General features: G+C 66.4%; 23 protein-coding genes. 16 read left to right on the forward strand and 7 right to left on the reverse strand.

Annotated features, from left to right (window positions below):
* Positions 1 to 48 precede the first annotated feature (48 nt).
* The 3 genes from trkA to ACOQPH_RS05735 are packed head-to-tail and all read left to right on the forward strand — an operon-like array spanning position 49 to position 4,606.
* Complete coding sequence (trkA, locus tag ACOQPH_RS05725; protein ID WP_420623764.1) at positions 49 to 1,392, forward strand: Trk system potassium transporter TrkA; 1,344 nt, start codon at positions 49 to 51, stop codon at positions 1,390 to 1,392.
* A complete protein-coding gene (locus ACOQPH_RS05730) occupies positions 1,389 to 3,020 on the forward strand; it encodes a TrkH family potassium uptake protein (RefSeq protein WP_420623765.1) in 1,632 nt (543 codons plus the stop codon). Before trkA ends, ACOQPH_RS05730 begins: the two co-directional genes overlap by 4 nt.
* Entirely contained in the window at positions 3,017 to 4,606 is a 1,590-nt protein-coding gene (locus ACOQPH_RS05735; protein WP_420623766.1) for a TrkH family potassium uptake protein, read from the forward strand. Before ACOQPH_RS05730 ends, ACOQPH_RS05735 begins: the two co-directional genes overlap by 4 nt.
* Here the strand turns inward: ACOQPH_RS05735 and ACOQPH_RS05740 are convergent.
* From ACOQPH_RS05740 to ACOQPH_RS05755, 4 genes are all read right to left on the reverse strand, one after another.
* Positions 4,575 to 5,183: a GerMN domain-containing protein gene (locus ACOQPH_RS05740; RefSeq protein ID WP_420623767.1), complete on the reverse strand. Its 609-nt coding sequence runs from the start codon at positions 5,181 to 5,183 to the stop codon at positions 4,575 to 4,577. The two genes, ACOQPH_RS05735 and ACOQPH_RS05740, sit on opposite strands and share 32 nt — an antisense overlap.
* A 32-nt stretch (positions 5,184 to 5,215) precedes the next feature.
* A complete protein-coding gene (locus tag ACOQPH_RS05745; protein WP_420623768.1) occupies positions 5,216 to 6,646 on the reverse strand; it encodes a sensor histidine kinase in 1,431 nt (476 codons plus the stop codon).
* Between the two features lie 75 nt (positions 6,647 to 6,721).
* Positions 6,722 to 7,402 carry a response regulator gene (locus ACOQPH_RS05750; RefSeq protein ID WP_420623769.1) on the reverse strand — a complete coding sequence of 227 codons (681 nt, stop codon included), beginning with the start codon at positions 7,400 to 7,402 and terminating at the stop codon, positions 6,722 to 6,724.
* A complete protein-coding gene (locus ACOQPH_RS05755) occupies positions 7,399 to 7,839 on the reverse strand; it encodes a hypothetical protein (protein WP_420623770.1) in 441 nt (146 codons plus the stop codon). Before ACOQPH_RS05755 ends, ACOQPH_RS05750 begins: the two co-directional genes overlap by 4 nt.
* A 127-nt stretch (positions 7,840 to 7,966) precedes the next feature.
* On the opposite strand from ACOQPH_RS05755, the gene ACOQPH_RS05760 reads away from it, so the two are divergent.
* From ACOQPH_RS05760 to ACOQPH_RS05770, 3 genes are all read left to right on the forward strand, one after another.
* The gene (locus tag ACOQPH_RS05760) at positions 7,967 to 8,473 is read left to right on the forward strand and encodes an NUDIX hydrolase (protein ID WP_420623771.1); all 507 of its coding nucleotides are present in this window, start codon (positions 7,967 to 7,969) and stop codon (positions 8,471 to 8,473) included.
* Positions 8,474 to 8,544: 71 nt separating this feature from the next.
* Positions 8,545 to 9,924: a DNA polymerase IV gene (gene dinB / locus ACOQPH_RS05765; RefSeq protein ID WP_420623772.1), complete on the forward strand. Its 1,380-nt coding sequence runs from the start codon at positions 8,545 to 8,547 to the stop codon at positions 9,922 to 9,924.
* Between the two features lie 117 nt (positions 9,925 to 10,041).
* The gene (locus tag ACOQPH_RS05770; protein ID WP_420623773.1) at positions 10,042 to 10,419 is read left to right on the forward strand and encodes a DUF3040 domain-containing protein; all 378 of its coding nucleotides are present in this window, start codon (positions 10,042 to 10,044) and stop codon (positions 10,417 to 10,419) included.
* A 43-nt stretch (positions 10,420 to 10,462) separates the two neighbouring features.
* Here the strand turns inward: ACOQPH_RS05770 and ACOQPH_RS05775 are convergent, their stop codons facing one another.
* From ACOQPH_RS05775 to ACOQPH_RS05785, 3 genes are all read right to left on the reverse strand, one after another.
* Positions 10,463 to 12,739 (reverse strand): transglutaminaseTgpA domain-containing protein, encoded by a 2,277-nt coding sequence (locus ACOQPH_RS05775; RefSeq protein ID WP_420623774.1) that lies wholly within the window; start codon positions 12,737 to 12,739, stop codon positions 10,463 to 10,465.
* On the reverse strand, positions 12,736 to 13,914 hold the full coding sequence (locus ACOQPH_RS05780) for a DUF58 domain-containing protein (RefSeq protein WP_420623775.1): 1,179 nt from the start codon (positions 13,912 to 13,914) through the stop codon (positions 12,736 to 12,738). Before ACOQPH_RS05780 ends, ACOQPH_RS05775 begins: the two co-directional genes overlap by 4 nt.
* Positions 13,915 to 14,045: 131 nt before the next feature.
* Positions 14,046 to 15,026 carry an AAA family ATPase gene (locus ACOQPH_RS05785; RefSeq protein WP_420623776.1) on the reverse strand — a complete coding sequence of 327 codons (981 nt, stop codon included), beginning with the start codon at positions 15,024 to 15,026 and terminating at the stop codon, positions 14,046 to 14,048.
* Positions 15,027 to 15,417: 391 nt separating this feature from the next.
* On the opposite strand from ACOQPH_RS05785, the gene ACOQPH_RS05790 reads away from it, so the two are divergent.
* The 10 genes from ACOQPH_RS05790 (at position 15,418) to ftsW (ending at position 25,957) form a co-directional block, all read left to right on the forward strand.
* Positions 15,418 to 16,053 carry an HNH endonuclease gene (locus tag ACOQPH_RS05790; protein WP_420623777.1) on the forward strand — a complete coding sequence of 212 codons (636 nt, stop codon included), beginning with the start codon at positions 15,418 to 15,420 and terminating at the stop codon, positions 16,051 to 16,053.
* Positions 16,054 to 16,203: 150 nt separating this feature from the next.
* Positions 16,204 to 16,857, forward strand: coding sequence for a lipoyl protein ligase domain-containing protein (locus ACOQPH_RS05795; RefSeq protein WP_420623778.1), 654 nt, complete (start codon positions 16,204 to 16,206; stop codon positions 16,855 to 16,857).
* A 211-nt stretch (positions 16,858 to 17,068) separates the two neighbouring features.
* Positions 17,069 to 17,515 (forward strand): division/cell wall cluster transcriptional repressor MraZ, encoded by a 447-nt coding sequence (locus tag ACOQPH_RS05800; RefSeq protein ID WP_419553174.1) that lies wholly within the window; start codon positions 17,069 to 17,071, stop codon positions 17,513 to 17,515.
* Positions 17,512 to 18,468, forward strand: coding sequence for a 16S rRNA (cytosine(1402)-N(4))-methyltransferase RsmH (rsmH, locus tag ACOQPH_RS05805; protein WP_420623779.1), 957 nt, complete (start codon positions 17,512 to 17,514; stop codon positions 18,466 to 18,468). Before ACOQPH_RS05800 ends, rsmH begins: the two co-directional genes overlap by 4 nt.
* 33 nt (positions 18,469 to 18,501) lie before the next feature.
* Positions 18,502 to 18,960 (forward strand): hypothetical protein, encoded by a 459-nt coding sequence (locus tag ACOQPH_RS05810; protein ID WP_420623780.1) that lies wholly within the window; start codon positions 18,502 to 18,504, stop codon positions 18,958 to 18,960.
* On the forward strand, positions 18,944 to 20,869 hold the full coding sequence (locus ACOQPH_RS05815; protein ID WP_420623781.1) for a peptidoglycan D,D-transpeptidase FtsI family protein: 1,926 nt from the start codon (positions 18,944 to 18,946) through the stop codon (positions 20,867 to 20,869). Before ACOQPH_RS05810 ends, ACOQPH_RS05815 begins: the two co-directional genes overlap by 17 nt.
* A 9-nt stretch (positions 20,870 to 20,878) precedes the next feature.
* Positions 20,879 to 22,363, forward strand: a complete 1,485-nt coding sequence (locus ACOQPH_RS05820; RefSeq protein ID WP_420623782.1) for a UDP-N-acetylmuramoyl-L-alanyl-D-glutamate--2,6-diaminopimelate ligase — start codon at positions 20,879 to 20,881, stop codon at positions 22,361 to 22,363.
* A complete protein-coding gene (gene mraY / locus ACOQPH_RS05825) occupies positions 22,360 to 23,412 on the forward strand; it encodes a phospho-N-acetylmuramoyl-pentapeptide-transferase (protein ID WP_420623783.1) in 1,053 nt (350 codons plus the stop codon). Before ACOQPH_RS05820 ends, mraY begins: the two co-directional genes overlap by 4 nt.
* Positions 23,409 to 24,845 (forward strand): UDP-N-acetylmuramoyl-L-alanine--D-glutamate ligase, encoded by a 1,437-nt coding sequence (gene murD, locus ACOQPH_RS05830; RefSeq protein WP_420623784.1) that lies wholly within the window; start codon positions 23,409 to 23,411, stop codon positions 24,843 to 24,845. Before mraY ends, murD begins: the two co-directional genes overlap by 4 nt.
* The gene (gene ftsW / locus ACOQPH_RS05835) at positions 24,842 to 25,957 is read left to right on the forward strand and encodes a putative lipid II flippase FtsW (RefSeq protein ID WP_420623785.1); all 1,116 of its coding nucleotides are present in this window, start codon (positions 24,842 to 24,844) and stop codon (positions 25,955 to 25,957) included. Before murD ends, ftsW begins: the two co-directional genes overlap by 4 nt.
* The last annotated feature ends 7 nt before the right edge of the window (positions 25,958 to 25,964 follow it).

The following is a 25,964-nucleotide window of genomic DNA, read 5'->3' on the forward strand; positions in this document are numbered from 1 at the left end:
GTCCAAGATGAACAACCCTCAGCATGCCCCGAAGTAGGGTCGCCAATTGTGAGGATTCTCGTGGTGGGGGCCGGCGAGGTCGGGAGCTACATCGCCGAGCGCCTGAGTCGAGAGGGAAATGACGTCGTCGTCGTCGACCAGCATTCGGGCCGGCTAGATGCGCTCGCATCGGAGTTCGACCTGTTCACGGTGAACGGGAGCGGCACGAACCCCAACGTGCTCGCCGAGGCCGGGCTGGAGAGAGCCGACGTGGTGGTGGCGGTCACCGATTCCGACGAGGTCAATCTGCTCGCGTGCATGCAGGCGAAGCAGCAGGGCGTGCCGGCCACCGTGGCGCGCCTGCAGGACAGCGATCTGCGCGGTGCTCCGGGCCGCGAGCTGCGAAGCGCCATCGGCGTCGATCTGGTGCTCGATCCCGACGAGCAGACCGCCGACGCGATCATGGATCTGCTCGTCTTTCACGGCGCGTCCGACATCAATGAGCTCGCAAACGGCGAGGTGCTGGTGGTCGGTGCTCGCCTGGCCCCCGATGCCCCCCTGGTCGGCAAGACCGTGGCCGAGCTCGGCGCCTACTACGAGCCGGAATGGGACTTCATCTTCGGCGCCTTGGCGCGCGACGGTGAGGTCACCGTGATGCGGCGGGAGACCACGCTGCAGCCGAACGATCTCGTGCGGGTTGTCTGCCGCCGCCAGGGTCGCCGCGAACTCGTGCAACTCATGGGACTGCGCCACTCCGACCTGCGCCGGGTCATGATCCTGGGCGGCGGTCGCACGGCCGGAATTCTGGCCGGCCGCTTGCTCGAACGCCACATCGATGTGGTCATCATCGAGATCCTCCATGAACGATGTCTGGAATTGAGCGAGCGCTATGCCGGTGCGCTGGTGCTGCACGGTGACATCACCGACATCGACGTCCTGGCTCGTCAGGACATCGGCAGCTTTGATGCCGTCGTCGCAGCCACCGGCGAGGACGATGCCAACGTGCTGGCTTGCCTCTACGCCACGTCCGAGGGCGCTGCGGAGACCATCGCCGTGGTGCACCGCCTGTCGCTGCTGCCGTTGCTGAAACAGGTCGGTATCGACGCGGCGCTGTCGCCCCGTACCGCCAGCGCCAACATGGTGCTGCGCATGGTCCGCGGCGACGTGACCGCGGTCGCCACTTTCCTTGAGGGCAACGTGGAGATACTGGAGTTCGAAGTGGGTGCGGGCTCGCGGGCTGACGGTTCGCTGGTGCGCGATCTTCACCTTCCTGGCCAGATGCTGCTGGCGGCCATCCTGCGCGACGGCAAGGCTCGCATTGCCCGCGGCCACAGCGAGCTCAGGGCGCGGGACCACGTGGTCGCCTTCGTGACGCCTGATTGCGTGGACGAGGTCAAGCAGGCCTTTCGGTGACACCGCGTCCGGCTCGCCGGGCCCCGCAGCGCCAACGAATCCGACATCTCGTGGTGCGCGCGGTGCGGGCAGCGCAAAGCGCGCTGCACTCGTGGGCGAGGGGTCCCTACGAATCGACACTCGCCGTGACGGCCTTGGTGGTCCTGGCCTCTGCTTTGCCTGTCTTCGCGGCGTGTGCGGTGTTCGACTGGTTGGTCGGCGGGCGGGTCGCGGGCAGCGGGAACTCAGGCTCAGACGCGCTGGCACTGCTGATCGCTGGCTGCATCATCGCTGTTGTCGCCGTGGGACTGCTGCGGCTGTGCCGCATTGAGCGACGCATCACCGAGCGCCAGACCCTCACAGCGCTGGTACTGGCGTCGTTCGCCGCGGTTGGGGTCGTCGCGGTGGCTCACATAGCAACGGGCGCTGTCGAACCCACCGCGCTGGCCACCGCATTTGCCGAGGCAGCAGCTGCGGTGACCGGGACAAACAGCACCTCGATCGTCCCCGACGAGCTGGGCGGCGGGATGCTCGCGTTGCGAATGGCAGTGCAATGGCTCGGCGGTGCCGCCTTCATCGTCGTGCTGGTGCACGTGCTTCCGCATTTGGGCGTCGGCGGACTCGACGCCGACGGGGGAGTGGCAACTCGCGCCGCTCGGCGTCTGGCGCCCCGAAGCGCGGGCACCGTGGGCCGACTGCTGCTGCTGTACGCGGCGCTCACGGCGGCAATTGCGATCGGGTACGCCGCAGCCGGTATGCCACTGCTTGACAGTGGCCTGCATGCACTGACCACCGCCTCGACCGGGGGCTTCTCCACGCACGCCGATTCGCTCGGGATCTACGATTCTGGCCCCGTCGAGTGGGTGGCGATCTTCGGCATGGCTGCGGGAGGCGTGAGCCTGCCGCTGATGTTTGTGGCACTCCGGCGTCGTGACCTGGCTCGATTCCTGCGCAGCTACGAGTTCCGCCTGTACGTCACCTTGATCGTCTTCGCAGCAGTTGCGGTCGCGCTGTGGACCGGCGGCGACTTCGGTCTCGATCACCTGCGCAGGTCGCTGTTCTCCGTCACTTCGTCGATCTCCACGACCGGCTTCGAAGTGGTCCCGATGGTCGAGCTGTCGGCTGGCAGCCAGGCGATGCTGCTAATGCTCATGATGGTGGGCGGCATGAGCGCTTCGATGGCGGGCGGCTTCAAGATGGTGCGCGTACTGACCCTTGCGTCCTACATCGGGCGCGAGCTGCGCCGCGCGACCCAGCCGTCGCTCGTCCGGCGACTGCACCTGGGCCGCTCTTCCATCTCGGAGACCACCATGAGTCGCATCGTGGGAGAGACGCTGCTCGCCGCCCTCGTGGTGATCCCCGCCGCGGTCGCACTCAGCGCCAGCGGCCTGGACCTCGTCGATGCACTGACGTACGCCGTATCTGCGCTGTCGAACGTCGGCCCCGCTGCGGGGGACGTCGGCTCAGTGGGTCACCTCGCCGCCCTGGGCTGGCTCGGCCACCTCACCGCGGGCCTGCTCATGCTGCTGGGGAGAATGTCGGTCACAGCGGCGCTCGTGGCACTTAGCGTTGCCGCCTACCCGGTGACTGCAGCCGTGCGTCACGGCTACTGGGTGCGGCGTCACCCGTTGCGGGCCCCGATGCGATGAGCAGCGCCGTCGGCGAGTTGGGGAGACGCATCGAGTCCACCCCAGTGCGGGTGAGCGGGGCCGCGCTGATCTTCGTCGCCATCGGCATGGTGATCTCGGCAGGCGTCGCATTCATCGACGGGGGCGGCGGCGCGATGGCGCTGCTGGTCTCCGCAGCGGTCACCACCGGCGTGGGCGGCACGATGATGGGCAGCGCCACCGAATCGTCGCGAGCGGATTCACCGCTTGCCTTCGCCTCGGTGGCGTGGGCGTGGCTCGCGATGTCGGTGGCGGGAGCGCTGCCGTACTTGCTCAGCGGGGTGATCCCGTGGAGTGAGGCCGATAATGCGCTGTTCGAGTCGATCTCGGGCTTCACCTGCACCGGCGCCACCATCTTGGCCGACATCGACGGCGTCACCCACGGGATTCTGTTCTTCCGTTCCATGACCCAGTGGTTCGGCGGCATGGGCCTCATCGTGCTGGCGGTAGGGGTGCTGCCCGCGCTGAAGATCGGCGGCCTGGAGCTGATCGCCAACGAGGCCCCTGGCCCGACGGCGGATCGGTTCACGCCCCGCATCGCAGCCACCGCCCGGCGGCTGTGGATCCTGTATGGGGGGCTCACACTTGCCGTTGCGTTGGCGCTCGTGATCGCCGGGATGAGCCTGTTCGATGCCGTCGCTCACGCCTTCACCTCTGTCGCGACAGGCGGCTATTCCACCCATTCGGCCTCCATTGCGTACTTCGACTCGATCTCGGTCGAGCTCGTGCTATTCGCGGCGATGATCATCGGCGGAGCGAGCTTCTCGTTGCACTGGCACACGATCATGCGAAGCAGATCGATGCTGCGGGGCTATTCGGAGCTGCGTTGGTACCTGGGTCTGATCGTCGGGTCCGCTGTCGTGCTGACCGCGCTCAACATCACGCGGAATGGATTTGGGGCCAACGTGCGCGATTCGGTCTTCTACGCCGTGTCGCTGGGGTCGAATACGGGATACGCCGCCGGCGACTACACCAGCGACGCCATCTGGGCGCCGTCAGCGCAGGTCGTGCTGCTGGTGCTGATGGTGGTCGGTGGAATGAGCGGCTCGACCGCGGGCGGCATGAAGGTGCTCCGCCTCCAGATCGTGACCCGCTACGCCGTGCGCGAGGTGATCCGGGCGCGCCACCCCCGAGCAGTGCTGCCGATGCGCATCGGCGACACGGTCGTGGCCGAGGAGGTCGCGGCCCGGGCGCTGGGCTTCGTGCTGCTGTATCTGGGGCTCGCCGTGGTCGGCGGGGTGACGATGACGGCGTTGGGCAATGACCTCGAAACGGGGTTCTCCGGCGCACTGTCGGCCATCGGCAACGTCGGCCCTGCCATGGGCGCAGCAGGTCCGACTGATACGGCACTGGAGTTCGAGCGCCACTCGCGGCCCGTGCTGATGGCACTCATGCTCTTCGGCAGGCTTGAGGTGTTCCCGACGATGCTGATGTTCGTGGCGCTGATGCGAGCGGGAACCCGCTCGCGCTACGGGCGGCTGGCCGCCCATCACGGACCCCGTCGCCTCAGGGGCCAAGGGAGCTGGAAGGTTCGAGTCAGGACCTCGAGACAGAACGCAGGGGAGTGAGCGGCATCAATTCGCTGAAGTCGCTGACCTGCAGCACACGTGGCAGCTGACCCGGTCGTACCTGGGCGATGGCCCCCGCTCCGTCGGGTAGTGACTGTGGCAACCCGTCGAGGTAGAACAGCACGCCTTGACTATCACGTGCCAGCGCGGAAGCGGTGAGTACCAGCTGTGCCACGGCGCGAACTCGTTGTGCCCCCTCCACCTCGAAGAACACCTCATTGAGGTGGATCGACACGACGTTGTTGCGCAACAGCTGCACGTCCACCACTTCGGTGCCTGCCGGGATTGCGGATTCGAGGCCGTTCTCGGCTTCGGTCGGCGTCGGGCCGGCCAGCAGATTGTTGAGCGGCGCATCGAGGAAGACAGGTACAGCGAGCGGTCGCTGCAGCTCCACGAGAAGACCGTCGCGCAGGAAATACACCGCATGCAGCGATGTCGTGGGGGTGTCGGCCGCCGCACCTACAACTGGCTGGGCATCACGCTCGGGGAAGACACCCGCTGGTACTTCGACAGCCCTCGGGGTCTCGTCGGTCGGCAGGCCGCAACCCGCCAGCGCGATGACGCACCCCAGGGACACACCCAGGCACCTCATCGCGCCGTTCGGAAATCTCACCGGTGCCCCGCAATCGGCAGCTTGACGACGAAACGTGCACCGCGCTGGCCGTCGACGCGGGATTCGACGTGCACTGAGCCGCCATGGCGCCGGGTGTGCTCGTACACCAGCGCCAGCCCGAGACCCGCGCCGGAGCCGGCGCCTCGCTTGCGTGCCGCAGCGCCGCGAGTGAAGCGTTCAAAGACCAACTCGCGCTCCGAAGGCGCTACACCCGGACCGTCGTCCTCGACGGCAACCCGCACGAAATAGCCCGGCCGGGAGATCTCCACCCGGGTGACACCGCCACCGTGCTTCTCGGCATTGCGCAGCAAGTTGTCGAAGACCTGTGCGAGACCTCGCTTGTCGCCGATCACGACTGCATCTGTTGCGGCGGGGCTGATGGCGAGCTCCACCTCCGGGCCGAGCTGGCCGGAACGGTGCTCGCCGACACGATGCTGTACCAATTCGGTGACGTTGACGAGCCCTCGTTCGAAGACCGATCCTTCGGCATCGGGCCGGGAGATCTCCAAGAGGTCCTGCACCAGCTGCTGGAACCTGTCAACTTCTGAAGCGAGCAGATCGAGCGCCGTGGCTCCTTGCGCCGACAGCTCGTCGCGATGTCCGTTCAGGTAGTCGATCGAACTTCGCAGCGTCTGCAAGGGTGATCTCAGCTCGTGGCTCACATCGGATGCGAATCGGGCATCACGAGCGATGCGGCGCTCCATCGCATCGGCCATGTCGTTGAACGACTCCACGATCACGGCGAGGTCGGGATCGTCGCTGCGCTCGACGCGTGTGTCGAAACGGCCATGAGCGATCGAATTCGCAGCGTCGGAGACAGTCGCCAATGGTCGCAGCAAGCGCCCTCCTGCCCATGCCCCGACTGCCACGCCGATCAGAACTACCAGCGCTGCTCCGACACCCAGGATGAGGCGCAGGCTTGCGAGGGTGGCCTCGATCTCCGAGAGCGGGACAACTTCGAAATACAGCGTCTCGCTGAGCTGGGAAACCGCCGAGGGACGCAACCGCAGACCGAGCGCGAGCTGTGGGACGCCGTCGAGGCGGTATCGCATCGCATGGGCCTGGTCGGATCGCTCCAGCGCAGCCACCAACTCGTCGGGAAGATCGCTGGGAACGAGCGACGGGGATCGCCAGGTATCCGGTCCGGTGCGGACGATGGAACGGCTGCCGCTGAGACTTGGCAGCGACTCGAGCAACACGGCGAAGTCGGGACTTTCCGCACGCAGCGAACTCTGCACCTGCGTCGCGTTGGCGAAGAACTGGGCCTCGGAGGAATCGTGGCGCAGACCCAGCATCGAACCCCGGGAGAGGCTGTACGTCATCACGACGAGCAAGAACGCCGCCAGCATCGCACCGAGCGTGAAGGCACCGACGACGCGGGCGCGAAGCGGCAGCCGGCGCAGCGGGCGCGGCCAGCGAGGCCTCATGGTTCTCGCCTGCGATCGGCTGCCGCCATTCGACACAGCAGCCGGCGCAGCGGGCGCGGCCAGCGAGGCCTCATGTCAGGCTCGCAGCTTGTAGCCCATGCCGCGTGCTGTCGCTACGTAACGGGGGTTGGCCGGGTCATCCTCAATCTTGAGGCGCAGCCTGCGCACGTGCACGTCGACGAGACGGCCGTCCCCGAAGTAGTCGTACCCCCAGACTCGCTCAAGCAGCTGCTCGCGGCTCATCACTTTGCCGGGATTGTCCGACAGCTCGCAGAGCAGGCGAAATTCGGTCTTGGTCAGGTGCAACTCTTCACCGCCCTTGCGGACGACACCCTCGTCGGGATAGATCTCGAGATCGCCGACAGTTCGGGGCAGTCCGTTGCCGTCCACGGTCCGGCTTCGCCGCAACAGGGCTCTGATGCGCGCAGACAGCTCTTTGGGAGCGAAAGGCTTCGTGAGATAGTCGTCCGCGCCCGCCTCGAGCCCGGCTACGACGTCATGGGTGTCATCGCGGGCTGTGACCATGATGATCGGCACATGACTGATCCGTCGGATGGCCCGGCACAGCTCGAACCCGTCGAGACCGGGCAGCATGATGTCGACAAGCACGACGTCAGTGCCGTCGGGCGTAAAGCGCTCCAAGGCCTCCTCGCAGGACTCTGCCTCGCTGACTCGCCAGCCCTCGTCCTCAAGTGCAAGGCGCAGCGCCGTCCGGATCCGTTCGTCGTCTTCGACTGCGAGAACGTTGGTCGTCAATGCCGTACCGCCTTGTCGTCGGACTGCGAGTCGTTCGGACCACGCCGCGTTCGCGAACCGTGCCGGCGGAGTCTCGCTGAGCTGTGCTGGCGGCGCCGTGCTGGGGCTTGGTCAGCCCATTCGCTCATCGAGCGCAGTACCAGAGCTGCCAGTGCAGCGACTCCTGCTGCAGCCGCCAGAGCTCCGATGGCTGCACCGATGGCTGAACCGCCAAGCGTCGGGCCGATGCACCCCTCAGCGCACTGAAGGATGCTCGTCGCATAGCCCGCGAGGCCTCCGCACACTGCGGCAATGACGATCGCACCGAAAGCGACAGCCCGGGCCAACACCGACGGCAGAGCGGTCGGCGCCGCAGTAAGCAGAGCATCGTCGGTACTCATTGCTGTGACCGGCGTACTTGCACGACTGTGCCGCTCGTTGTCGCCCTGCGTGCTCATCCGTGCCATGGTACGGCCACGCACGTGACGGGCTGTCACCCCTGAGACGGTCTGCCCCCAAGACAACGAACCGCCAGATGCAACCCAGACCACCCGGCAGTCAACACCTCCGTGGCAGACTTCCTGAGTGCCGACCGATACGCACCGATGGGCAGTTGCCGGGGGGATCCTCGCGCGGGACGGCGCGGTGCTCATGGTCAACAACCGGCGGCGCAATGGCAGTACCGACTGGAGCACGCCGGGCGGGGTGGTGGATCCGGGTGAGACGGTGCTCGGAGCGCTGACCCGTGAGGTCGCAGAAGAAACTGGCTTGCAGGTCTCGGCCTGGGATGGCCCGCTGTACACCGTCGAAGCGGATGGTCGAGATGGACCTGGTTGGTTGCTGAAGGTGGAGGTTCACGAGGCTCAGCAGTGGAGCGGCGAACTGGATGTCGCGGATCCCGACGGCATCGTGTTCGATGCCCGATGGGTACAAGTCGGTGAAGTCGAAGAACTGCTCAGCGGTCAGTACGCCTGGATGGCTGAGCCGCTGCTGGCCTACCTGGACGGAGGTGCTCCACGAGGCCATGAGTTCCGGTACTCCGTGACTGGCGACCACCGGACCGGTCTGGTGGTAGCGCCCACGACGCCCTAAGAGCGGCCGATGCGACTTGGGGATCGGTCCCCGAAGGCGAACTCGTCCAGATCAGTCCGATTGCGCAGTCCATGAGTCGAGCGCGCCATGACCTCCTCGGTGGGTCGGATTCCGACGAGCTTCCGATCCTGCATGTCGATATGGACGCGTTCTACGTGGAGGTCGAACGCAAGCGTGACCCGTCACTGAACCGACGCCCGGTGATCGTCGGAGGATCCGGCAGGCGCGGCGTCGTGGCCTCGGCCAGCTATGAAGCGCGCGCGTCGGGCGTGCACGCCGCTATGCCGACCGCCCAGGCGCGCCGTCTTTGCCCCACCGCCGTCGTAGTCACTTCTGACTTCTCCGGCTACATCGAGGCCTCGTCGGCCATCGCGGAGGTCTTCGAATCGATCACACCCCACGTGGAACCGATAGCGCTGGACGAGGCCTTTCTGGATGTCTCCGGAGCTCACCGGCTATTCGGCACATCTCGGGAGATTGCGTGGCTTCTCCGCGATGCGGTACGCGAAGCCGTGGGACTCGACTGCTCTGTCGGCGTCGCGTCCAACAAGACCTTGGCGAAGCTTGCCTCGGTTGCGGCGAAACCGACCGTACGATCGACCGGACCGGAGCCGGGACTCGGCGTTCGAGTGGTCGGTGTTGCCGAACAGCTGGATTTCCTGTGGGCTCACCGTGTGGAGGCGCTCTGGGGCGTGGGCCCGGTGACGCTCAGACGGCTCAACGAGATCGACGCGTTCACGGTCGGCGACTTGGCAGACAAGTCGGTGGAGCAGCTCGTCGCGGCCGTGGGCGCTGCCCACGGCGCGCACCTCGCCGCGCTGGCACAGGGAATCGACGACCGGCCTGTGCACCCAGGCGGGATCCCGCGTTCAGTCAGTCACGAGGAAACATTCGAGACCGACCTCGACGATCCCGATCTCATACGGGGCGAAACGGTTCGCCTCGCCGATGCCGTCGCATCTCGACTCCGGGCCAGCGGGCTGTCCGGGCAGACGGTGACGGTAAAGATCAGGCATCCCGACTTTGCGATGCAAACGCGGGCGCACACGCTCCCAGAGCTGTTCCAGACTGGCCGGACGCTCGCCCACGTGGCGCACCGGCTGGTCGGCACGCTGGACACCAGCGGGGGGATCCGCCTGCTGGGGGTCGGAGTGTCGAATCTGTCCGAGACGGCATCGGCCGAATCGGTGGCCGGGGCGGGACTTCGGGGGGAAAACCTGGCAGAGTCGCCAGAGCCGTTCCAGCTTGCATTCGATTTGGGTCTGCCTCCAGATGGTGAGAGTGGGCCCGGCGGCGATGCGCACCACGGCCCGACTGGCGATTCCGAACTCGACCGCAAGCTGGCCGAAGCTCTCGACGCCATTCGCAGCCGCTTCGGCCGAGCTGTGATCGCTCACGGCTCGGCGGCCCTGCGTGACGGTGTGCCAGGCGAACGCCGCTGGGGCCGCTGAAGACGTCGCGCCCCGAAGCGAGCTGGAAGCGCAATGCATCAGGGGTGCGTGGTAGTAGCACTGAGCACGGTCCTACACTGGCATCAACATCGGCAATACAGCATTTGGAGTCTGTGCGTGCCGCTCTCAGACGACGAACAACGCATCCTCCTCGAGATTGAGAAGGACTTCTACGACACCGACCCGGAATTCGCGCGGGAGGTCTCGGAGACAACGCTGACCCGCCATGCCCTGCGCAACATCCGATGGGCAGTGCTCGGCGGAATCTTGGGCTTGGTCGGCATCGGCTTGGGTCTGCAAATCCATTTCGCGTTGTCGTTTGTTGCGTTTCTGGTGGTGTTCGCGAGCGCCGTCGTGATCGAGCGAAACGTTCGCAAGATGGGCAAGCTGGGTCTCGAGAAAGTCTCGGATTCCATCGCGAAGCGCTCTCGACCGAACAGCGCCGACTCATTCGGCGACCGCATGCGGCGCCGCTTCCGCAACGACCCCAGCTAGACCACCTTCGACCGACGCTGCCGCGCTACCACGGCGCGTGCCGTCAGTGGCTGCCCACTTCCGCGCCGTTGAGGTATGCGCGGTCGCGGCGGCGCGAGCGAGGTCCTGCCACCAGGGCAGCAGGACGGCACGCGGTGCCGATGCGATCCCACCTGCTGCGCGCAGACCGGATACGCATTTCGAGGTGCTGAGCGTTCAGCCTCGCCCCCAGGACGGTCTGCGGCGAGGGAGGCTCCGCCGCGTAGGCGGCCTCCTGGGTAGCAATGGCCAGTGAGTACAGCTCGCCTGAATCGATCCGCAGTCGGTGGTCGACACGACCGGCGAATTCGGTATGCGTCTCGGTGGCCCGCTGGTCGATGCCGAGGCTGAAGAGTGTCTCTGCGACGTCGTCCCAGGCAGCGCCGACCGCAGCGCGCGCATCGTGACGTGCGCGGCGATGGTGCAGCGCTCGGCGGATTCGTACAGCCGACGGCACCGTGATGAGCCACAGCACGCCGACCGCCAGCACCGCATAGAAGGGGACAACGAGCCATTCCGACCAGCTCCCGGTAGGCGCTGCCGAGCCTTCGAAGTCGAGTACGTCCACGAAGCCTTCGAGGTCACCCGACAGTCCCTCGAGATCTTCGAGACCCAACGCACCGATGAAACCTGAGCCTTCCTCGCCCGCTGCGTTCGGATCTCCGGGCACGACTTGCTGGGCAAGCACTCCTGTGTAGACGACTGCCCCAGGGGCGCCCCGCCCTGGAGTCGGCTCGAAGTACACCCAGCGGCCACCAATCCAGATCTCGGGCCACGCGTGGTAATGCTCGCCCCTGACCACGTATTCGCCTTCGACCAATTCCCCTGGGGTGAAGCCCACGGCAACACGCGAAGGCAACCCGATCGCCCGGGCCATCGCCGCGTAGGTGCCGGCGAACTGCTCGCAATAGCCGCGCCGCTCGGAGAACAGGAATTGTTCCATGCGATCGGTGTCATGCCCGCTTGGCACCCTCAACGCATATACGAAGTTCTCGAGGAAGAAATTCTGCAGAATCAGGGCCTTTGCGTAGGGGCCCGTGGCATCCGCCGTGACGTCAGCAGCGAGGTCTGCCACACGTTGGTTGAAACCCTCGGGCAGGGCCAGGTAATTCTCTGCAATGTCGGGCGGAACGTCGCCGCCTGCAGCCACGAGCCCTGTAACTGATGGAATGTCGACGTTCGAGCTGACGGTGTAGGTCAACCCCGGCTCGAGCACGCTGCTGTGCTCGGTGACCAGGGTGCCGGACTCGGGGTCGTATAGCGCCTCGGGACCGTCAAAGGCGACCGGCTCGTATGCAGCGGGCAGCCAGATGCTGTCGAGCGCCCCGATCGTGAACTGTTGGGTGAGCAGCTCCGAAGACGAGCGTCCGTCCAAGTGTTCAGACGCATCGCCATACAGCTGCTCGGATCCCCAGAAGGTTCCGTCGAACTGGCTGAGACCCGAGACTCGCCAGTACGCGGGCGCATCCGCTCGGACACGGAACAACTCGGCACCAGAGGTGCCCACCAGGCGGCCTTGAGCATTGACGAGCGGGCTGATCGTCACCCTCGATGCCGGTGCGGTTCCGTCGAGGTCCTTCCACGAGACGATCGCCCGGGCGTCGCTGCCGGGCAGCAACGGTACGAGTAGCGCCGCGCCCACGGCGGCAGCAGTTCCCAACCGCAGTGCAGTGCGCATGGGCACGGTTGCCCGACGCCGCTCCGACGCGCCGACCGGCATCCGGTTCCCGGTGTGGTGAATGCCGTGAGCAGCCACGAACGCCACCGCGCACACGACCATCGCCGCAGCACTGCGGACACGCCATGCATCGGTGCCCAATGCCCCGATGAACGCCAGCACGACGAAGGCGGGAAGCAGCGCTTCTCCGATCGCTTTCGCACGCAACGCCGCTGCGTCCGCGATGAAGGCCGTGAGCCAGATTGCCGCGCCGCCGACCAGCAGGAATCCTGCAGTGGCCGGCGTCGGCGCTTCCACGATGCCGAACGCCTCCCAGGCGGCGGCCACATCGGTCGACGCTTGTCGCAGTGTCTCGGCGCTGGGAAGCAGTCGCAGCCACAACGTGTCGGAGTACAGCGCCAGCCCCTCGACGATGATCAGCATCACCACAGAAGCCGTAGCGGCGGTTGCCAGCGGCCAGCGCTGCCGTCTCGTCACCGCCGCTGTTGCATGACCTCCCATGGCCAAGATGAGCCACAAGGGCGCGTAGTCCCACGAGTCGAACAGGCGACGAGCCATCAGCACGGCCAGCAGCGTGAGCAGCCACAGAGAGGTCTCGACCTGCCACAGGCTTCGCCGCGTCATGCGCGCACCGCCCCCGACTCTTGGGCCGTCTGGGCTGCAGCCCACTTGGGCGCCAGCTCGGCAGCAGTAGCGATGTCGACATAGGCCGAACCGGCCGATGGGAGCACTTCGCCGGTTCCGCCCACGCGGATGACCGTCAGCGACGAGCTGCGCGAACCCGCTGCCGCGATCGCTTCGATATCTCGAGTTGCGTCAAAGGCTGTACCCCCGAGCACCACAACCACTGCACCCACCACCGAGGCTGTCGCCGCTGCCAGCACGCCACGCAGCGAGCCCGTGCCTGACGTGGACACCTCGGCGAGGTGATCGAACAGCTGCGCCAGGCCTTCCCCAGAGGTGACGAAACCGGTGTCTGCTCCGGCCACCGTCAACAGCCGCAGCGGATCATGTCTCGAGGCGCTGGCGAGGACGACGCTGGCGGCCGCGGACACCGCGATCTCGAAGCGCTCGGTGTCGAAGGCTGTACTGCGAGTGTCGAGCACCACCGTCACCCGGCTCCGGCGAGGAACCTCGTCTTCCCGCACCATGGGACGACCCAGGCGCGCCGTCGACGGCCAGTGGATCCGGCGGACGTCGTCGCCAGCCGTGTAGTCGCGCAGGGCGTAGAAATCCTCGCCAATGCGCTGCAACGTGTGAACGTCAGCAGCAATTCCCAGCGGTTCGGGACCACGGGCCAGTCGAGGCGGTACGAGTGTCTGGGTGGCGGGGTAGACGACGAGCGTCGTCAGCGGTCCGGCACCGATGGGCGTGCGCGACAACCCCAGCGGATCGACAACCGCAACATCGGCGGGACCGACCCTCAGCCGACCTCGGCGCTCGGTGGGCAGCAAGTACGTGGCGTTCACGCGCTCCGCCCCGAGCAGCGGGCCCACTCCCAAGCGCGCGCCGAGCGTGCCGGTGACGGGGTCGGTCAGCTGAAGTACCGGGGCCGGTCCGCCGAGGTTGGTGACGGCGAGCTCCACCCGCGCTTGCCCGCCGGCGTGAACGCGTACAGGCTGGACTGAACGCTGGATCCTGAGGCGGATCCTTCGCGTACGCGTCCAGATGGTGGCCCCCGAGACCAGCGCGATCCCGGCGACTGCGAGCACGAAGAGCTCCCCGATGCCAAAAAGGCGCCCGGCGCCAGCGGCGACGAATGAACCGATCCCGACGACCCAGCCCCGCCGAGTCAGCATGCGGGCCCTCGGGGCATCGCAGCGAGGGTTCCTAATGCCTAGGCGGATTGGTGAGCCTTGCCGCGCAACACTTGTTATCTCCCGCTCTTGTTCGCTGCGCTCACGGGCCGCTCGGGCCACGGCTTCGCCTCTCAGCCGGTGGCAGTGGGGACCGCGACGGCCTCGAAGACGTCGCGCAGTGCTGATTGCGGGGTTAGTCCCTGCAGTTGCGCGTCGGGGCTCAGTCGGATCCTGTGGCCGAGTACCGGTTCGGCCACAGCTTTCACATCGTCGGGCACCACGTAGTTCCGACCGGCGGCGAGCGCACGCGCCTGTGCCATACGCTGCAGATCAAGCGTGGCTCGCGGGCTGATACCTAGCGTGATCGTGCCGCGCCGTCGTGACGCATCGGCCACCGCCACGATGTATCGGCGCAATACCGGCGCGACGTGTACTTCGGTGACGGTGCGCGCCATTGCCAGCACCTCGCCGGCCGTCGCGACCGCTTCGAGCGTGATTTCCGTTGTGCCGTCGTGGAGGTCGAGCACCTCGACGGCCGAGTCGGCGTCGGGGTAGCCGACGCTGATGCGCATGAGAAATCGGTCCAGTTGGGACTCAGGCAACGGGTAGGTGCCCTCGTGCTCGATCGGGTTCTGCGTAGCAATGACCATGAACGGCTGGCCGAGCGGGCGCGTGGTGCGGTCAGTGGTGACCTGCCGTTCCTGCATCGCCTCGAGCAGCGCCGCTTGCGTCTTGGGCGAGGCCCGGTTGATCTCGTCGACCAGCACGATGCTCGAGAAGAGTGCACCGGGCCGGAAGTCGAATACGCGCTCGCGCTCGTCCCACACATTCACGCCGATGACGTCGGACGGCAGCACGTCAGGGGTGAACTGGATACGGCCGAACGGTGCATCAATCGAAGACGCCAACGATTTCGCAAGGCTCGTCTTGCCGACGCCTGGCACGTCCTCGATCAGCAGGTGCCCATCGCACAGCAAGCACAGCAGCGAGAGGCCGACGGCGTCGGGCTTGCCGCGAATGACACGCTCCACGTTCGCAGTGATGCGTTCGAATGTGCGGCGGAACGTCTCAGCATCGGCCGGGTGCGTTTGTGGGGGTGTGTGATTACGCACAGCAGTCAACTCTCTGGGATCCCAGCCTCCCGAACGCTCTGAGGCTACTCAGCGTCCGTTGACCGTCGCCGTCGCGGGCACGTTCGCTTCTAGAGTGGCCCGGTGCGCCGACATCGGACACCGCGCCGCCCCCGCTTGTTCGGGGCGCTGTCTGCGGTGGTGGCGCGCCCTCGACTGTGGGTTGCGGCTGCTGGCGCCATGAGACGGCTGGTGCCAATGCGTTGGTGGACCCGGCCGCCGTTCCTGCCGGTTCCTCACCGCGACTACGTGCGATTCCGACTGTTGACTGCCCTCGGTGATGATGGCAGTGCATCTGCTGAACCCGAAGATCTGATCCAATGGCTGGAATGGTGCCGACGCTGGCCAGCCGCCGCTGCGGCATCACGGTGACATGACCTCCCCAGGAGCCGTCGCGTATGCGCGGCGATCTGTCGCCGATCCGGTCAACGGACGCGCTGGCGCGAACGGCCACCCGGCTCGTCCCCACGGCAAGGTCTCACGGGTCCGCTCGGTTCTGTCCGAACGGGCACTGGTGCTCAACGTCACCTATCAGCCGTTGTCCATCACGACCGTGCGACGAGCTCTTCTGCTGGTGCTGGCGGGCAAGGCCGACGTCATCCACACCCGGCCTGGGAGCATTCGCTCACCGCGTATGTCGATGTCGGTGCCCTCGATCGTCCGGCTGACATACCACGCACGGGCGCCGTACCGCCGCCGAGCTCCACTCCACCGGCGAGCAGTCTTTGCACGTGATGCATACCGGTGCCAGTACTGCGGGCGCCGGGCGGAGTGCATCGACCATGTCCACCCGCGAAGCCGTGGCGGGGAGCACACGTGGGAAAACGTGGTGGCTTGCTGCCGGTCCTGCAACGTGGGCAAGGGAGACTCGCTCCTGTCGGAAAGCCGTTACCGGCTGCGCAGGACGCCGTACGCTCCCGAACCGCTCGCCGTCGTGGCCGCCATGCGAGGCGACGCTCCAACGGAGTGGACCGACTACCTGCCCGATTTGCGTCCTCAACTCGTCTGACCAACTCGTCTGACCAACTCGTCTGAACAGTTCGGCTGAACAGTTCGGCTGAACAACTCGTCTGACCAACTCGTCTGAACAGTTCGGCTGATCAGCCCCGCGCACAGTCCCTGGTGACCAACGTCGCCGGCGGTCTGCCATCGTGGACCGGTGGGCGAGTGGATACGCGAGAAATGGCAGGCGAGCGCCGAACTGCTGCACGCCCGCCCAATGCCGCAGGACCGCCGTAGGCGCGTCTCATGGCTGCGCCCGACGAAGCCGGCACTGATCCTGGGATCTGCGACTGTCGACCCCTTCAGCGGCACGCGCACCGATGTCCTGCGGCGTCGCAGCGGTGGGGGACTTGTGTGGCTGGATCCCGATGTGTGCACATGGGTGGATGTGTTCGTGCCGGCCGATGATCCGCTCTGGCGTGCAGACGTCGGCGAGGCCTTCGATTGGCTGGGCCGCCGATTGGCTGCGGCGTTCTCCTCGGTCGGCATGCCGGCCAACGTGCATCGTGGCCACTACGAGGCTGGCCCGTCGGGCGGCCTGGTGTGCTTCGCCTCGCTTGGCCCAGGCGAGGTGGCAGTGGGCGGCCGGAAACTGGTCGGCATCTCCCAGCGCCGCACCCGCGAGGGCAGCCGTTTCCAGTGCGTCGCCTACGAACGGTTCGATCTCGGCCCGTTGGCGCCTCTGTTGGACGCAGAGACTGCCGCACGGGTCCGCGATCGGGCCGTTGGCTGGGCAGACCTCGGCGTCGACGTCACTCCGTCGGGGATGGCCGAGTTGGTCGTGAGTTTCATTACCGCGCACGACACCTGAGCATTTCACCGGGCCTGCCCGACAGCCCCGATGCCGGGACCGGTGCCGGGACCTGGTTTCCGCGACGGTGCTGGCAGCCGATTTGGATGATCCGACGCACGTGGGGTGGACATTGTGGGTGTTTTACCCATAAAGTGGTGCGAAGTGGTTTGCAGGGGCACCTATGCCCATACAATCCAGGTTCCCAATCGGACGCTGCGGAGGCCGTGGGGTGGAGAGTCTTTTCGTCGGCCGGCATGAGCACTCGCTCGATGCCAAGGGCCGCATCGTGCTCCCGGCGGGTTTCCGCGGCGCGTTCGAGCCATCGGGTTTCCTCATCAAGCACAGCGAAGGCTGTCTCGCACTGATGACACCAGACCGATTCGGCGAGATCGCAGCACAGATGTCCGAGCGTTCACATTCAGGCGGGCCGTATGGACGTGCCGCCAAGCGCTCATTCGGCGCGGGGGCGGCACGGGTCCTGCCTGACAAGCAGGGCCGGATCGCCATTCCCGAGGAACTGCGACGATTTGCAGGCCTGCAGCGCGAATGCGTGGTGATCGGCGCCATCGACGAGGTCGAGATCTGGGATGCCGGTCGCTGGCAGGAGATGAACGCCCAAGGCGAATCGCTCCTGGCGGCACCCGAGAGCGGCGGCACAGCATCGGAGCAGTCATGAGCGCTGCGGCGGCCACCAGGTCGTTTCACCAACCGGTCATGGTCTCTGAGATCGCCGAGGTGTTCGCGCCGCTTGGCGGCGGGTTGTTCGTCGACGCGACCCTGGGAGGCGGCGGCCACGCGGAGGTACTCCTGGGGCAGCACTCCGAACGGCGACTGCTCGGCATCGACCGCGATCCCGCGGCGATCGCGGCCGCACGACAACGGCTCGCGCCCTTCGGTGATCGCGTCACCTACTGCTGCGAATCCTTCGATCGCCTGGGCGAGCTGGTCGATGCCAGCAAGGAAGGACCCCTCGTCGGCGCACTGTTCGACTTCGGCGTCAGCAGCCACCAACTGGATGCTCCTGAGCGTGGCTTCGCGCACCGTCACGACGCCCCGCTGGACATGCGCATGGACCCCCGGGCGGGACTCGATGCGGGAACCGTCGTCAACACCTACGGCCTCACCGAGTTGCGCAATCTGTTGCGGCACAACGCCGGAGAGCGTCATGGGAACCGCATCGCTGCGGCGATCGTCGCAGCACGACCGCTGCACACCACTCGGCAACTGGCCGACACCGTTCGGGCAGCTGTGCCCGCAGCGGCTCGACGCGGCCGGCGCCATCCGGCGATGCGCACGTTCGCAGCGATCCGCATCGAAGTGAATGACGAACTCAACCTCATCGAACCCGCAATGCGAGTTGCGCTCGCGCGCCTGCAACCACGTGGACGCCTTGCAACTCTCGCCTATCACTCAGGAGAAGACAGCATCGTGAAGATCATTCTGCGAGAAGCAGCAGACGGCGTCTGCGAGTGCCCGTCGACGTTGCCGTGCATCTGCGGCGCCGCACCCACGATTCGGCTCTTGCGTCGCAAGATCGTGCGGCCCAGCGCAAACGAGGTCGAGAGCAACTCCCGCGCCTCCAGCGCCATGATGCGGGCTGCTGAACGGCTCGACCCCGCCAGCCGCTGATCTGCGAGCGGCCCCTGAACCGAACAGCGTTCGATGGCTCTCGCCACTGCTCACCTCACGGTCGCGGATGCGCCGCCAGAATTGGTGCACATTGGCGGACGTCGCGCCGTGGGCCTGCGGCTCGTGGGCGTCACCGCGCTCCTGGCGGCTGCGACGATCGCCGTGCTAGCGGGACTAGGTGTGTTTCACTCGATGCTGGCTGCAGGCCAGTACCGCCTCTCCGAGCTGGAATCGGAGATCGCGGTCGAGCGGGAACGCCTGATCGATCTTCGCTACGAGCTTCAGACACTTCATGGTCCGGCGGAAATCGAGTTGATGGGAATTGGCGCGCTCGGCCTCGTCAACGCGGCGGATCCGATCGACGTGCGGATCGAGCCGCGTTACATCGCTGCGGTGTCGCCCCCGTCACGCACCGTCCACCAGGGCGGAGATTGGCTCTCGATCAAGACGCTGCTGACCGATGCGTCTACAGCGCATGACCGACGTTCTTGACCGAGACGAACGCCGCGTAGCCCCGGCGCCCTGGCACCCATCGATGGGTGCCCCGCCAGGGTTGCGTCCGCCTGTTGCGCACGCCGATTCCACAACCACTCGGCGATCTGGGGCACCAGCCGAACTGCACTGGCACCCATCGGTCGGCGCGCCTGGATCGGCCCTCGAATCCGGGCGCACGGCTGATGCTGACTCTGCGTCGCCCAAGTCGCACCGACGCAAGGTTCGAACCGGCCCGCCGCGTCGCCGAGCGCTCCTGCTCATCATCGCGACAGCCATTGCCCTGGCCACCCTTGCGGCCCGCCTGGTCCAAGTACAGGTGCTCGACCGCGAGACCTACGCCGCGCTGGGGGAGCGCCAGGGGACCGCTCAGTGGGAACTCGAATCGGTACGTGGAGCGATCCTGGATCGAAACCTGAACCTCCTCGCAGTGTCCCACAACCTGCCCACAATCTGGGCTGACCCTCGCCTCGTCACCGACCCGCATCAGACTGCGACAGCCTTGGCGTCAGTGTTGGACATTGACATCGGTGTCATCGCCGAAAGGCTCGCGAGCGATCGGCACTTCGTCTACGTGGCGCGCCAGGTCAGTCCATCGGAAGGGCTGGCCGTACAGGAGCTGCAGCTCGAAGGTGTCGGTGTGCGGGGTGAATCGTCACGGTTGCGGCCCAACGGGGACGATTTCGCTCGCGGTCTGCTCGGAGCTGTCGACATCGACCAGAACCCGCTGGGAGGTGCCGAGAAGCAGTTCACCGAAGTGCTCGACGGAACGGACGGTCTCGAGGTTGCTCGGATCACACAGGGCGGGATGCCGCTCCCAACGGGGACGGAGCTCTTTGAGCCGGTCAGCCACGGCGACGACGTGGTCCTCACCTTGCATACCCAGATGCAATGGGTTGCCGAGCGCTCGCTGAGCGCCGCTGTCCACTCGACCGGTGCGCGCGGCGGCATGGTGGTAGTGATGCAGACCGACACCGGCGATGTCCTTGCACTGGCTGGCGTGGCCCGCGATTCAGAGACTGGACAGATCGGGCCGGTGGCATACAACCCGGCATACACCGACGCATTCGAGCCAGGCTCGGTCGCGAAGAGCTTCACTGTCGCCGCCGTACTGGAAGCGGGCGTGACCACGCCCACTGAGAGCCATTCGACACCAGCCGCCTACATGTTCGCCGACAAGGAATTCACCGAGCCGTACTCCGACGTTGACCGCCAGATGACGACGGCGGAAATCCTCATCCACTCGTCGAACATCGGCACGATCAGGCTGGCCGAACAACTCGGCGCAGCCCAGTTGCAGCGCTCCTTGCGGGCGTTCGGCTTCGGTCGCCTGACCGGGGCTGAGGGCGCCCCAGCGCTGCCCGGCGAGAGCCGCGGCATCTTGCGTGCCGCGAACCAATGGCGAGGCACGGACTTGGCCACGATTGCGTTCGGTCAGGGCATCGCAGTGACAGCGGTGCAGCTCGCCGCCGCCTACAACACCATTGCCAACGACGGCGTCTATGTCACGCCCAGGCTCGTCCTGGGAAGCGTGGACAGCAACGGAGCGCTGCGGCCGGCTGACCCTGCTGTGACGCGCCGTGTCCTGTCGCCACATACAGCTGGGGAATTGAAGTCGATCCTGGCCGACGTGGTCGCTGAGGGAACGGGCAAGCGGGCCGCCATTGACGGTTACCGGGTAGCCGGCAAGACCGGCACGGCGCAGAAGCCCAGTCCAGACGGCGGCTACAGCTCCGACGCGTACACGAGCTCGTTTGCAGGTTTCCTCCCGGCTGACCGTCCAGAACTCACCGTGGTTGTCGTCCTCGATGAACCCGATGAGTACCGGGCCGGCATAGTGGCGGCACCGGTGTTCGCTGAAGTTGCCGAGTACGCGTTGCGGATGCTGCAGGTCTCGCCCGATGCATGAGAACGGCCCATGAGCTCGCCGCGCTCTGCGATCCCGATCCCGGTGCAGCGCTTGGCCTCCGAGACCGGCGGAACCTATGTTGCGCCGTCGGGTCGCCACGCCGACGAGATGGACGGTGGAGCCGCGCTCGTGCACGGCATCAGCCACGACAGTCGCTCAGTCGCGCCCGGGATGCTGTTCTGCTGCGTGGTGGGTCGGCACCACGACGGTCACGCGTTTGCGTCTGAGGCGATTACGGCAGGCGCCGCTGCGCTGATGGTCGAGCGCGTCCTCGACGTTGGTGTGCCCCAGATCGCCGTGCCCAGTGTGCGAGGTGCGCTGGGCCCCGCTTCAGCTGCGGTATGGGGCCAGCCGTGGCGCCGCTGCGCGGTCGTCGGCGTTACCGGGACCTCTGGCAAGACCACGGTGGCGCACGCGATCGGCGCCATAGCACGCGCTTGCGGAACCTCATGCGAGGTGATGGGCACCCTGGTTGAGCCGCACACCACACCGGAGGCGCCAGAGGTGTGCCGACGCCTCAGCGAAGCCGCAGATGCGGGAACTGAGATGGTCGTGCTCGAAGTGTCATCGCACGCCCTCGCACTCGGCAGGGTCGACGGTGCCAGCTTCGCGGCCGGTGTCTTCACCAACCTGAGTCATGAACATCTCGACTTCCACATCACGATGGAGGACTACTTCGACGCAAAGGCGCGACTCTTCGACGGCCGCTGCGAAATAGCACTGGTGAACGTGGCCGACAGATGGGGTCGCCGGTTGGCAGCCATGGCCACTGGTACAACCGGCACAGTGGTCGAATGGCAGCCCTCCGACATCGAGGACGTCACCGTGAGCGTCAATGGGCTCAGCGGTCGATGGCGCGGCCGACCGATCCGGTGCGGGCTGCTCGGACGATTCAACGCGGCGAACGTGGCGGCTGCAGCGGCAACAGCGAGCGCGCTCGGATTCGACAACAGTGCCATTGCACCCGCTATCGCCGCGGTGAAACCGGTGCGAGGGCGTTTGTGGCCCGTGAACGGTCCCGGCGATGACATCACCGTCCTCGTGGACTATGCCCACAAGCCCGAAGCACTCGCCGCGGCGCTGGCGAGTGCTCGCGAACTGAGTGGTCCCGATGGCCGCCTCTGGGCGGTCTTCGGTGCGGGTGGCGATCGTGATCCATCCAAGAGGGCACCCATGGGCGCCGCAGCAGATCACCATGCGGACATGCTGGTCCTGACCTCCGACAACCCTCGCAGCGAGGATCCCGCCGACATCGCGGCAGAGATCGCCGCTGGTGCCGGCGGGCGACATGACACCGGCGACGGCCTGCACGTCGAACTCGATCGATCCCTGGCCATCTCGCTTGCCATCGAGGGTGCGCGGGCTGGGGACGTCGTCGTGGTGGCAGGGAAGGGTCACGAGACCACCCAGGTGACAGCAGGCCGCTCAACGCCGTTCGACGACGCAATCGTGGCGGCCGACGCACTGCAGATTCGCAGGAGTGCGAGGCAATGATCGCCCTGCTCATCGCCTCCAGCTCCGCGATGTTCGTATCGCTCATCGGCACGCGATATCTCGTGCCGTGGCTGCAGGCACGCGGCGTCGGCCAGCCGATTCGCCTCGACGGTCCCCGGGGGCACATCACAAAGGCCGGCACGCCGACAATGGGAGGTGCCGCAGTCGTGGCTGCCGCCGTGGTGGGCTACGTGGTCAGTCACTTGCGCGCCGAGACGGTCATGACGCGCTCGGGCATCGTGCTGCTAGCGGCAGTCAGCGCTGCGGGCCTCGTCGGCTTGGCCGACGACTGGATCAAGGTGAGCCGTGAACGCAATCTGGGGTTGAACAAGCGGGCCAAGCTGATCGGTTTGATCGCAGTGGGCGTCGGATTCGCGGCTGCGTCGGTGTGGTGGGTAAATCTCGACGCGGCGATTGGCTTCACTCGGCTGAGCGGAAACGCACTGCGAGTCCCCGCCGCTGTGTGGATCCTGTGGGCTGTGCTCATCATTCTGGGCACTTCCAACGCCGTGAACCTGACCGACGGCCTGGACGGCCTTGCCGCAGGCGCCGCTTCAGTGGCTTTCGCCGCGTTCGTGGTCGTTGGCTACTGGGCATTCCGTCACCCGATCTCCTATGACGTCAAGCATCCGCTGGATCTCGCCATCGTCGCTGCTGCCATGGCTGGCGCCTGCGTGGGGTTCCTGTGGTGGAACGCGCCGCCGGCGAGGATCTTCATGGGCGACACGGGCTCGCTGGCCATCGGCACCGCCATGGGCGGGCTCGCGATGCTTCTGCACGTAGATCTGCTGCTGCCCGTCATCGGCGGCCTGTACGTCATCGAGACGGCGTCTGTCATCGTCCAGGTCGGCTCGTTCCGGCTCTTCGGCCGCCGCCTGCTCCGGATGGCCCCCATGCACCATCACCTCGAGCTGGGCGGGTGGCCAGAGACCACCGTGCTCATCCGCCTCTGGGTCGTGAACAGCCTGCTCGTGGCACTCGCGCTCGGCCTTTACTACGCCGACTTCTTGAGTCTCGACCTGGTCGAACTGCCGGCAGGTTCGCTGTGAGCCCCAATCATCCCTCGGATGCCCGCCGTCCGATGCTCGACGCCCTAGGTCCTGACGACGGACCGGTGCTGGTCGTCGGCATGGGCGTGACGGGATGCGCGGTGGCAACGGCGCTGGGGGCTCGAGGCCATGAGATCATCGTGGCTGACGACCGTCCCGACTCGGCTGCCGCGAGGGTTGCCTCCGCAGGGCTCGCTTCCGTGGAGATCCACGACTCCACCGATCACGGTCTGCTCAGCGCTCTGGTGTCGAACGCTGCCGCTGTGGTCCCCTCTCCAGGAGTCCCGCCACGGCACCCCAGTTACACGTTCGCCGATGCGACCGGAGTGCCGGTGGTGAGCGAGCTGGATCTGGCGGCACAGTGGGACAACCGCCCGCTTGCCGCAATCACGGGTACGAATGGCAAGACCACGGTCACGGTGCTCACCGAACGAATGCTGAACCGGAGCGGCATCAGTGCCCTCGGCGCCGGGAACACCGATGTTGCCTTGGTGGATGCGATCGACCGGGACGTCTCAACTTTCGTCGTGGAGGCCTCGTCCTTCAGGCTTCACCGAGCCCGCAGCTTTGCCCCTGCTGTGGCCGCGTGGCTGAATCTGGCACCCGACCATCTCGACTGGCATGTCGATTTGCGGGACTATGCCGCTTCCAAGGCGCGAATTTGGGCCACCCAAGGCCCTGACGATGTCGCGGTGGTGCCGTTCGACGATCCCGACGTCGAGCCATGGACGTCGGGGATCCGTTCACGCCGTGTGACATTTGCGACGCCTCAGTCGCTCGATGCAGCCTGCGATGTGCGCTACGAGCACGGTGTCCTGGTGGCGCATCACACAGCGCTCGTGGCAGCTGCAGAACTGCCGCGGCGTCGGCCCCACGACCTGTCGAACGCCGCAGCAGCAGCGGCGATCGCATTGGAGATGGGGGCCTCCGCAGAGGCAGTGGCGGCTGAATTACACTCGTTCGACGGTCTACCGCACCGACTCGCGCTCGCAGGGCGAATCGGAGCGGTGAGCTTCCATGACGACAGCAAAGCGACAGCACCTCATGCCACCGTGGCCGCGCTCCAGGGATTCCCCGATGCGGTCCTCATCGCAGGAGGGCGGAACAAGGGTCTCGATCTCGGCGACCTCGCTGCGGTGGCTGCCCATGTACGCGGTGTCGTAGCGATCGGCGAGGCTGCCTCTGATGTGATCGCCTGCTTCAGCCGACCCGTGCATGGTCGGATCAAGCTCTCCGTGGCGGACTCGATGTCCGAGGCCGTGGAGATCGCCTACCGGATGGCCCAACCGGCCGGAGACGTCGTGCTGTCACCCGGATGTGCGTCGTTCGACTGGTACTCGAGCTACCACGAACGGGGCGAGCACTTCATCGCAGCCGTATCGGATCTCGCATCGCGCCTTGACCCCCAGACCTGCTCCGGAGACGTGCGATGAGCCGGCTGGATCTTCCTCGCGCGCAATCGGGGCCTTCGGTGCGGTACGCCGCACTCCTGTCCGCGGTCTTCCTGCTGCTCCTCACTGGGGTGGTCCTGGTGCTGTCTGCCACCTCAGCGACTGGGGTCGAGGGGCCCGACCGCCCCCTGCAGTACTTCACACGACATCTGTGGTCGGCGGCCATCGCCGTGGGCGTGCTGCTGGTGACGCTTCGCATCGACTACCGGCGCTGGCGGCACCTGGCGCTGCCCCTTGTAGCCCTCAGCGTGAGTCTGCTGGTCATCGTGCTGGCGGTGGGCAAACGCGCGGGCGGTGCTCGTCGCTGGATCGAGATCGGGCAACTCAGTGTTCAGCCGTCGGAGATCGCGAAGCTGGCCCTGATCGTTGCGATGGCCGCGTTCCTCGACGCTCGCAAAGATCAGATCGACCGTCCCGATCGGATCCTGCGCCCGACGATGCTCCTGCTGACCGCTGGCTGTTCCCTCGTGCTGCTGCAGCCGGACCTAGGGACCACACTGATCTTGGTCGGCATCGGGGTCGGGATGCTGTTCGTCGCAGGCTTGCCAGGCCGGGACCTCGGCAAGATTGCCCTGATAGTCGGAATTGCAGCGCCTCTGCTGGCGTATGCGGCGCCGTACCGCCGAGCGCGCCTCGCGGGCTTCCTCGATCCGATCTCCGAGCGTGCCTCGAGCGGCTACCAGACGTTCCAGAGCCTGGTCGGCCTGGCACAGGGCGGACTGCGCGGCACCGGACTCGGAGCAGGCCAGGCGAAGTGGGGATGGGTGCCCAATGCCCCCACAGACTTCATCTTTGTCATCGTCGGCGAAGAGATGGGGCTTCTTGGTGCGCTGGGGCTCCTGACACTATTGGGAGTCGTCGGCATCGGTGGTTTCCGGACGAGTCAGAAGGCGCCTGACCTGTTCGGCTCGCTGCTGGCCGCTGGCATCTCGATCTGGTTTGTGCTGCAGACGCTGGTGAACGTCGGCGGTGTGGTTGGATTGCTGCCGGTGACCGGTGTGACGCTGCCATTCCTCTCTTTTGGCGGCTCCTCTTTGGTGGTCACCTCAGCGGCCGCAGGGTTGCTGCTGAACGTCACCCGGCGGTCCGACTGAGCCGTGC

Source organism: Candidatus Poriferisodalis sp. (genome assembly GCF_965221945.1).
GTDB lineage: Bacteria > Actinomycetota > Acidimicrobiia > Acidimicrobiales > Poriferisodalaceae > Poriferisodalis.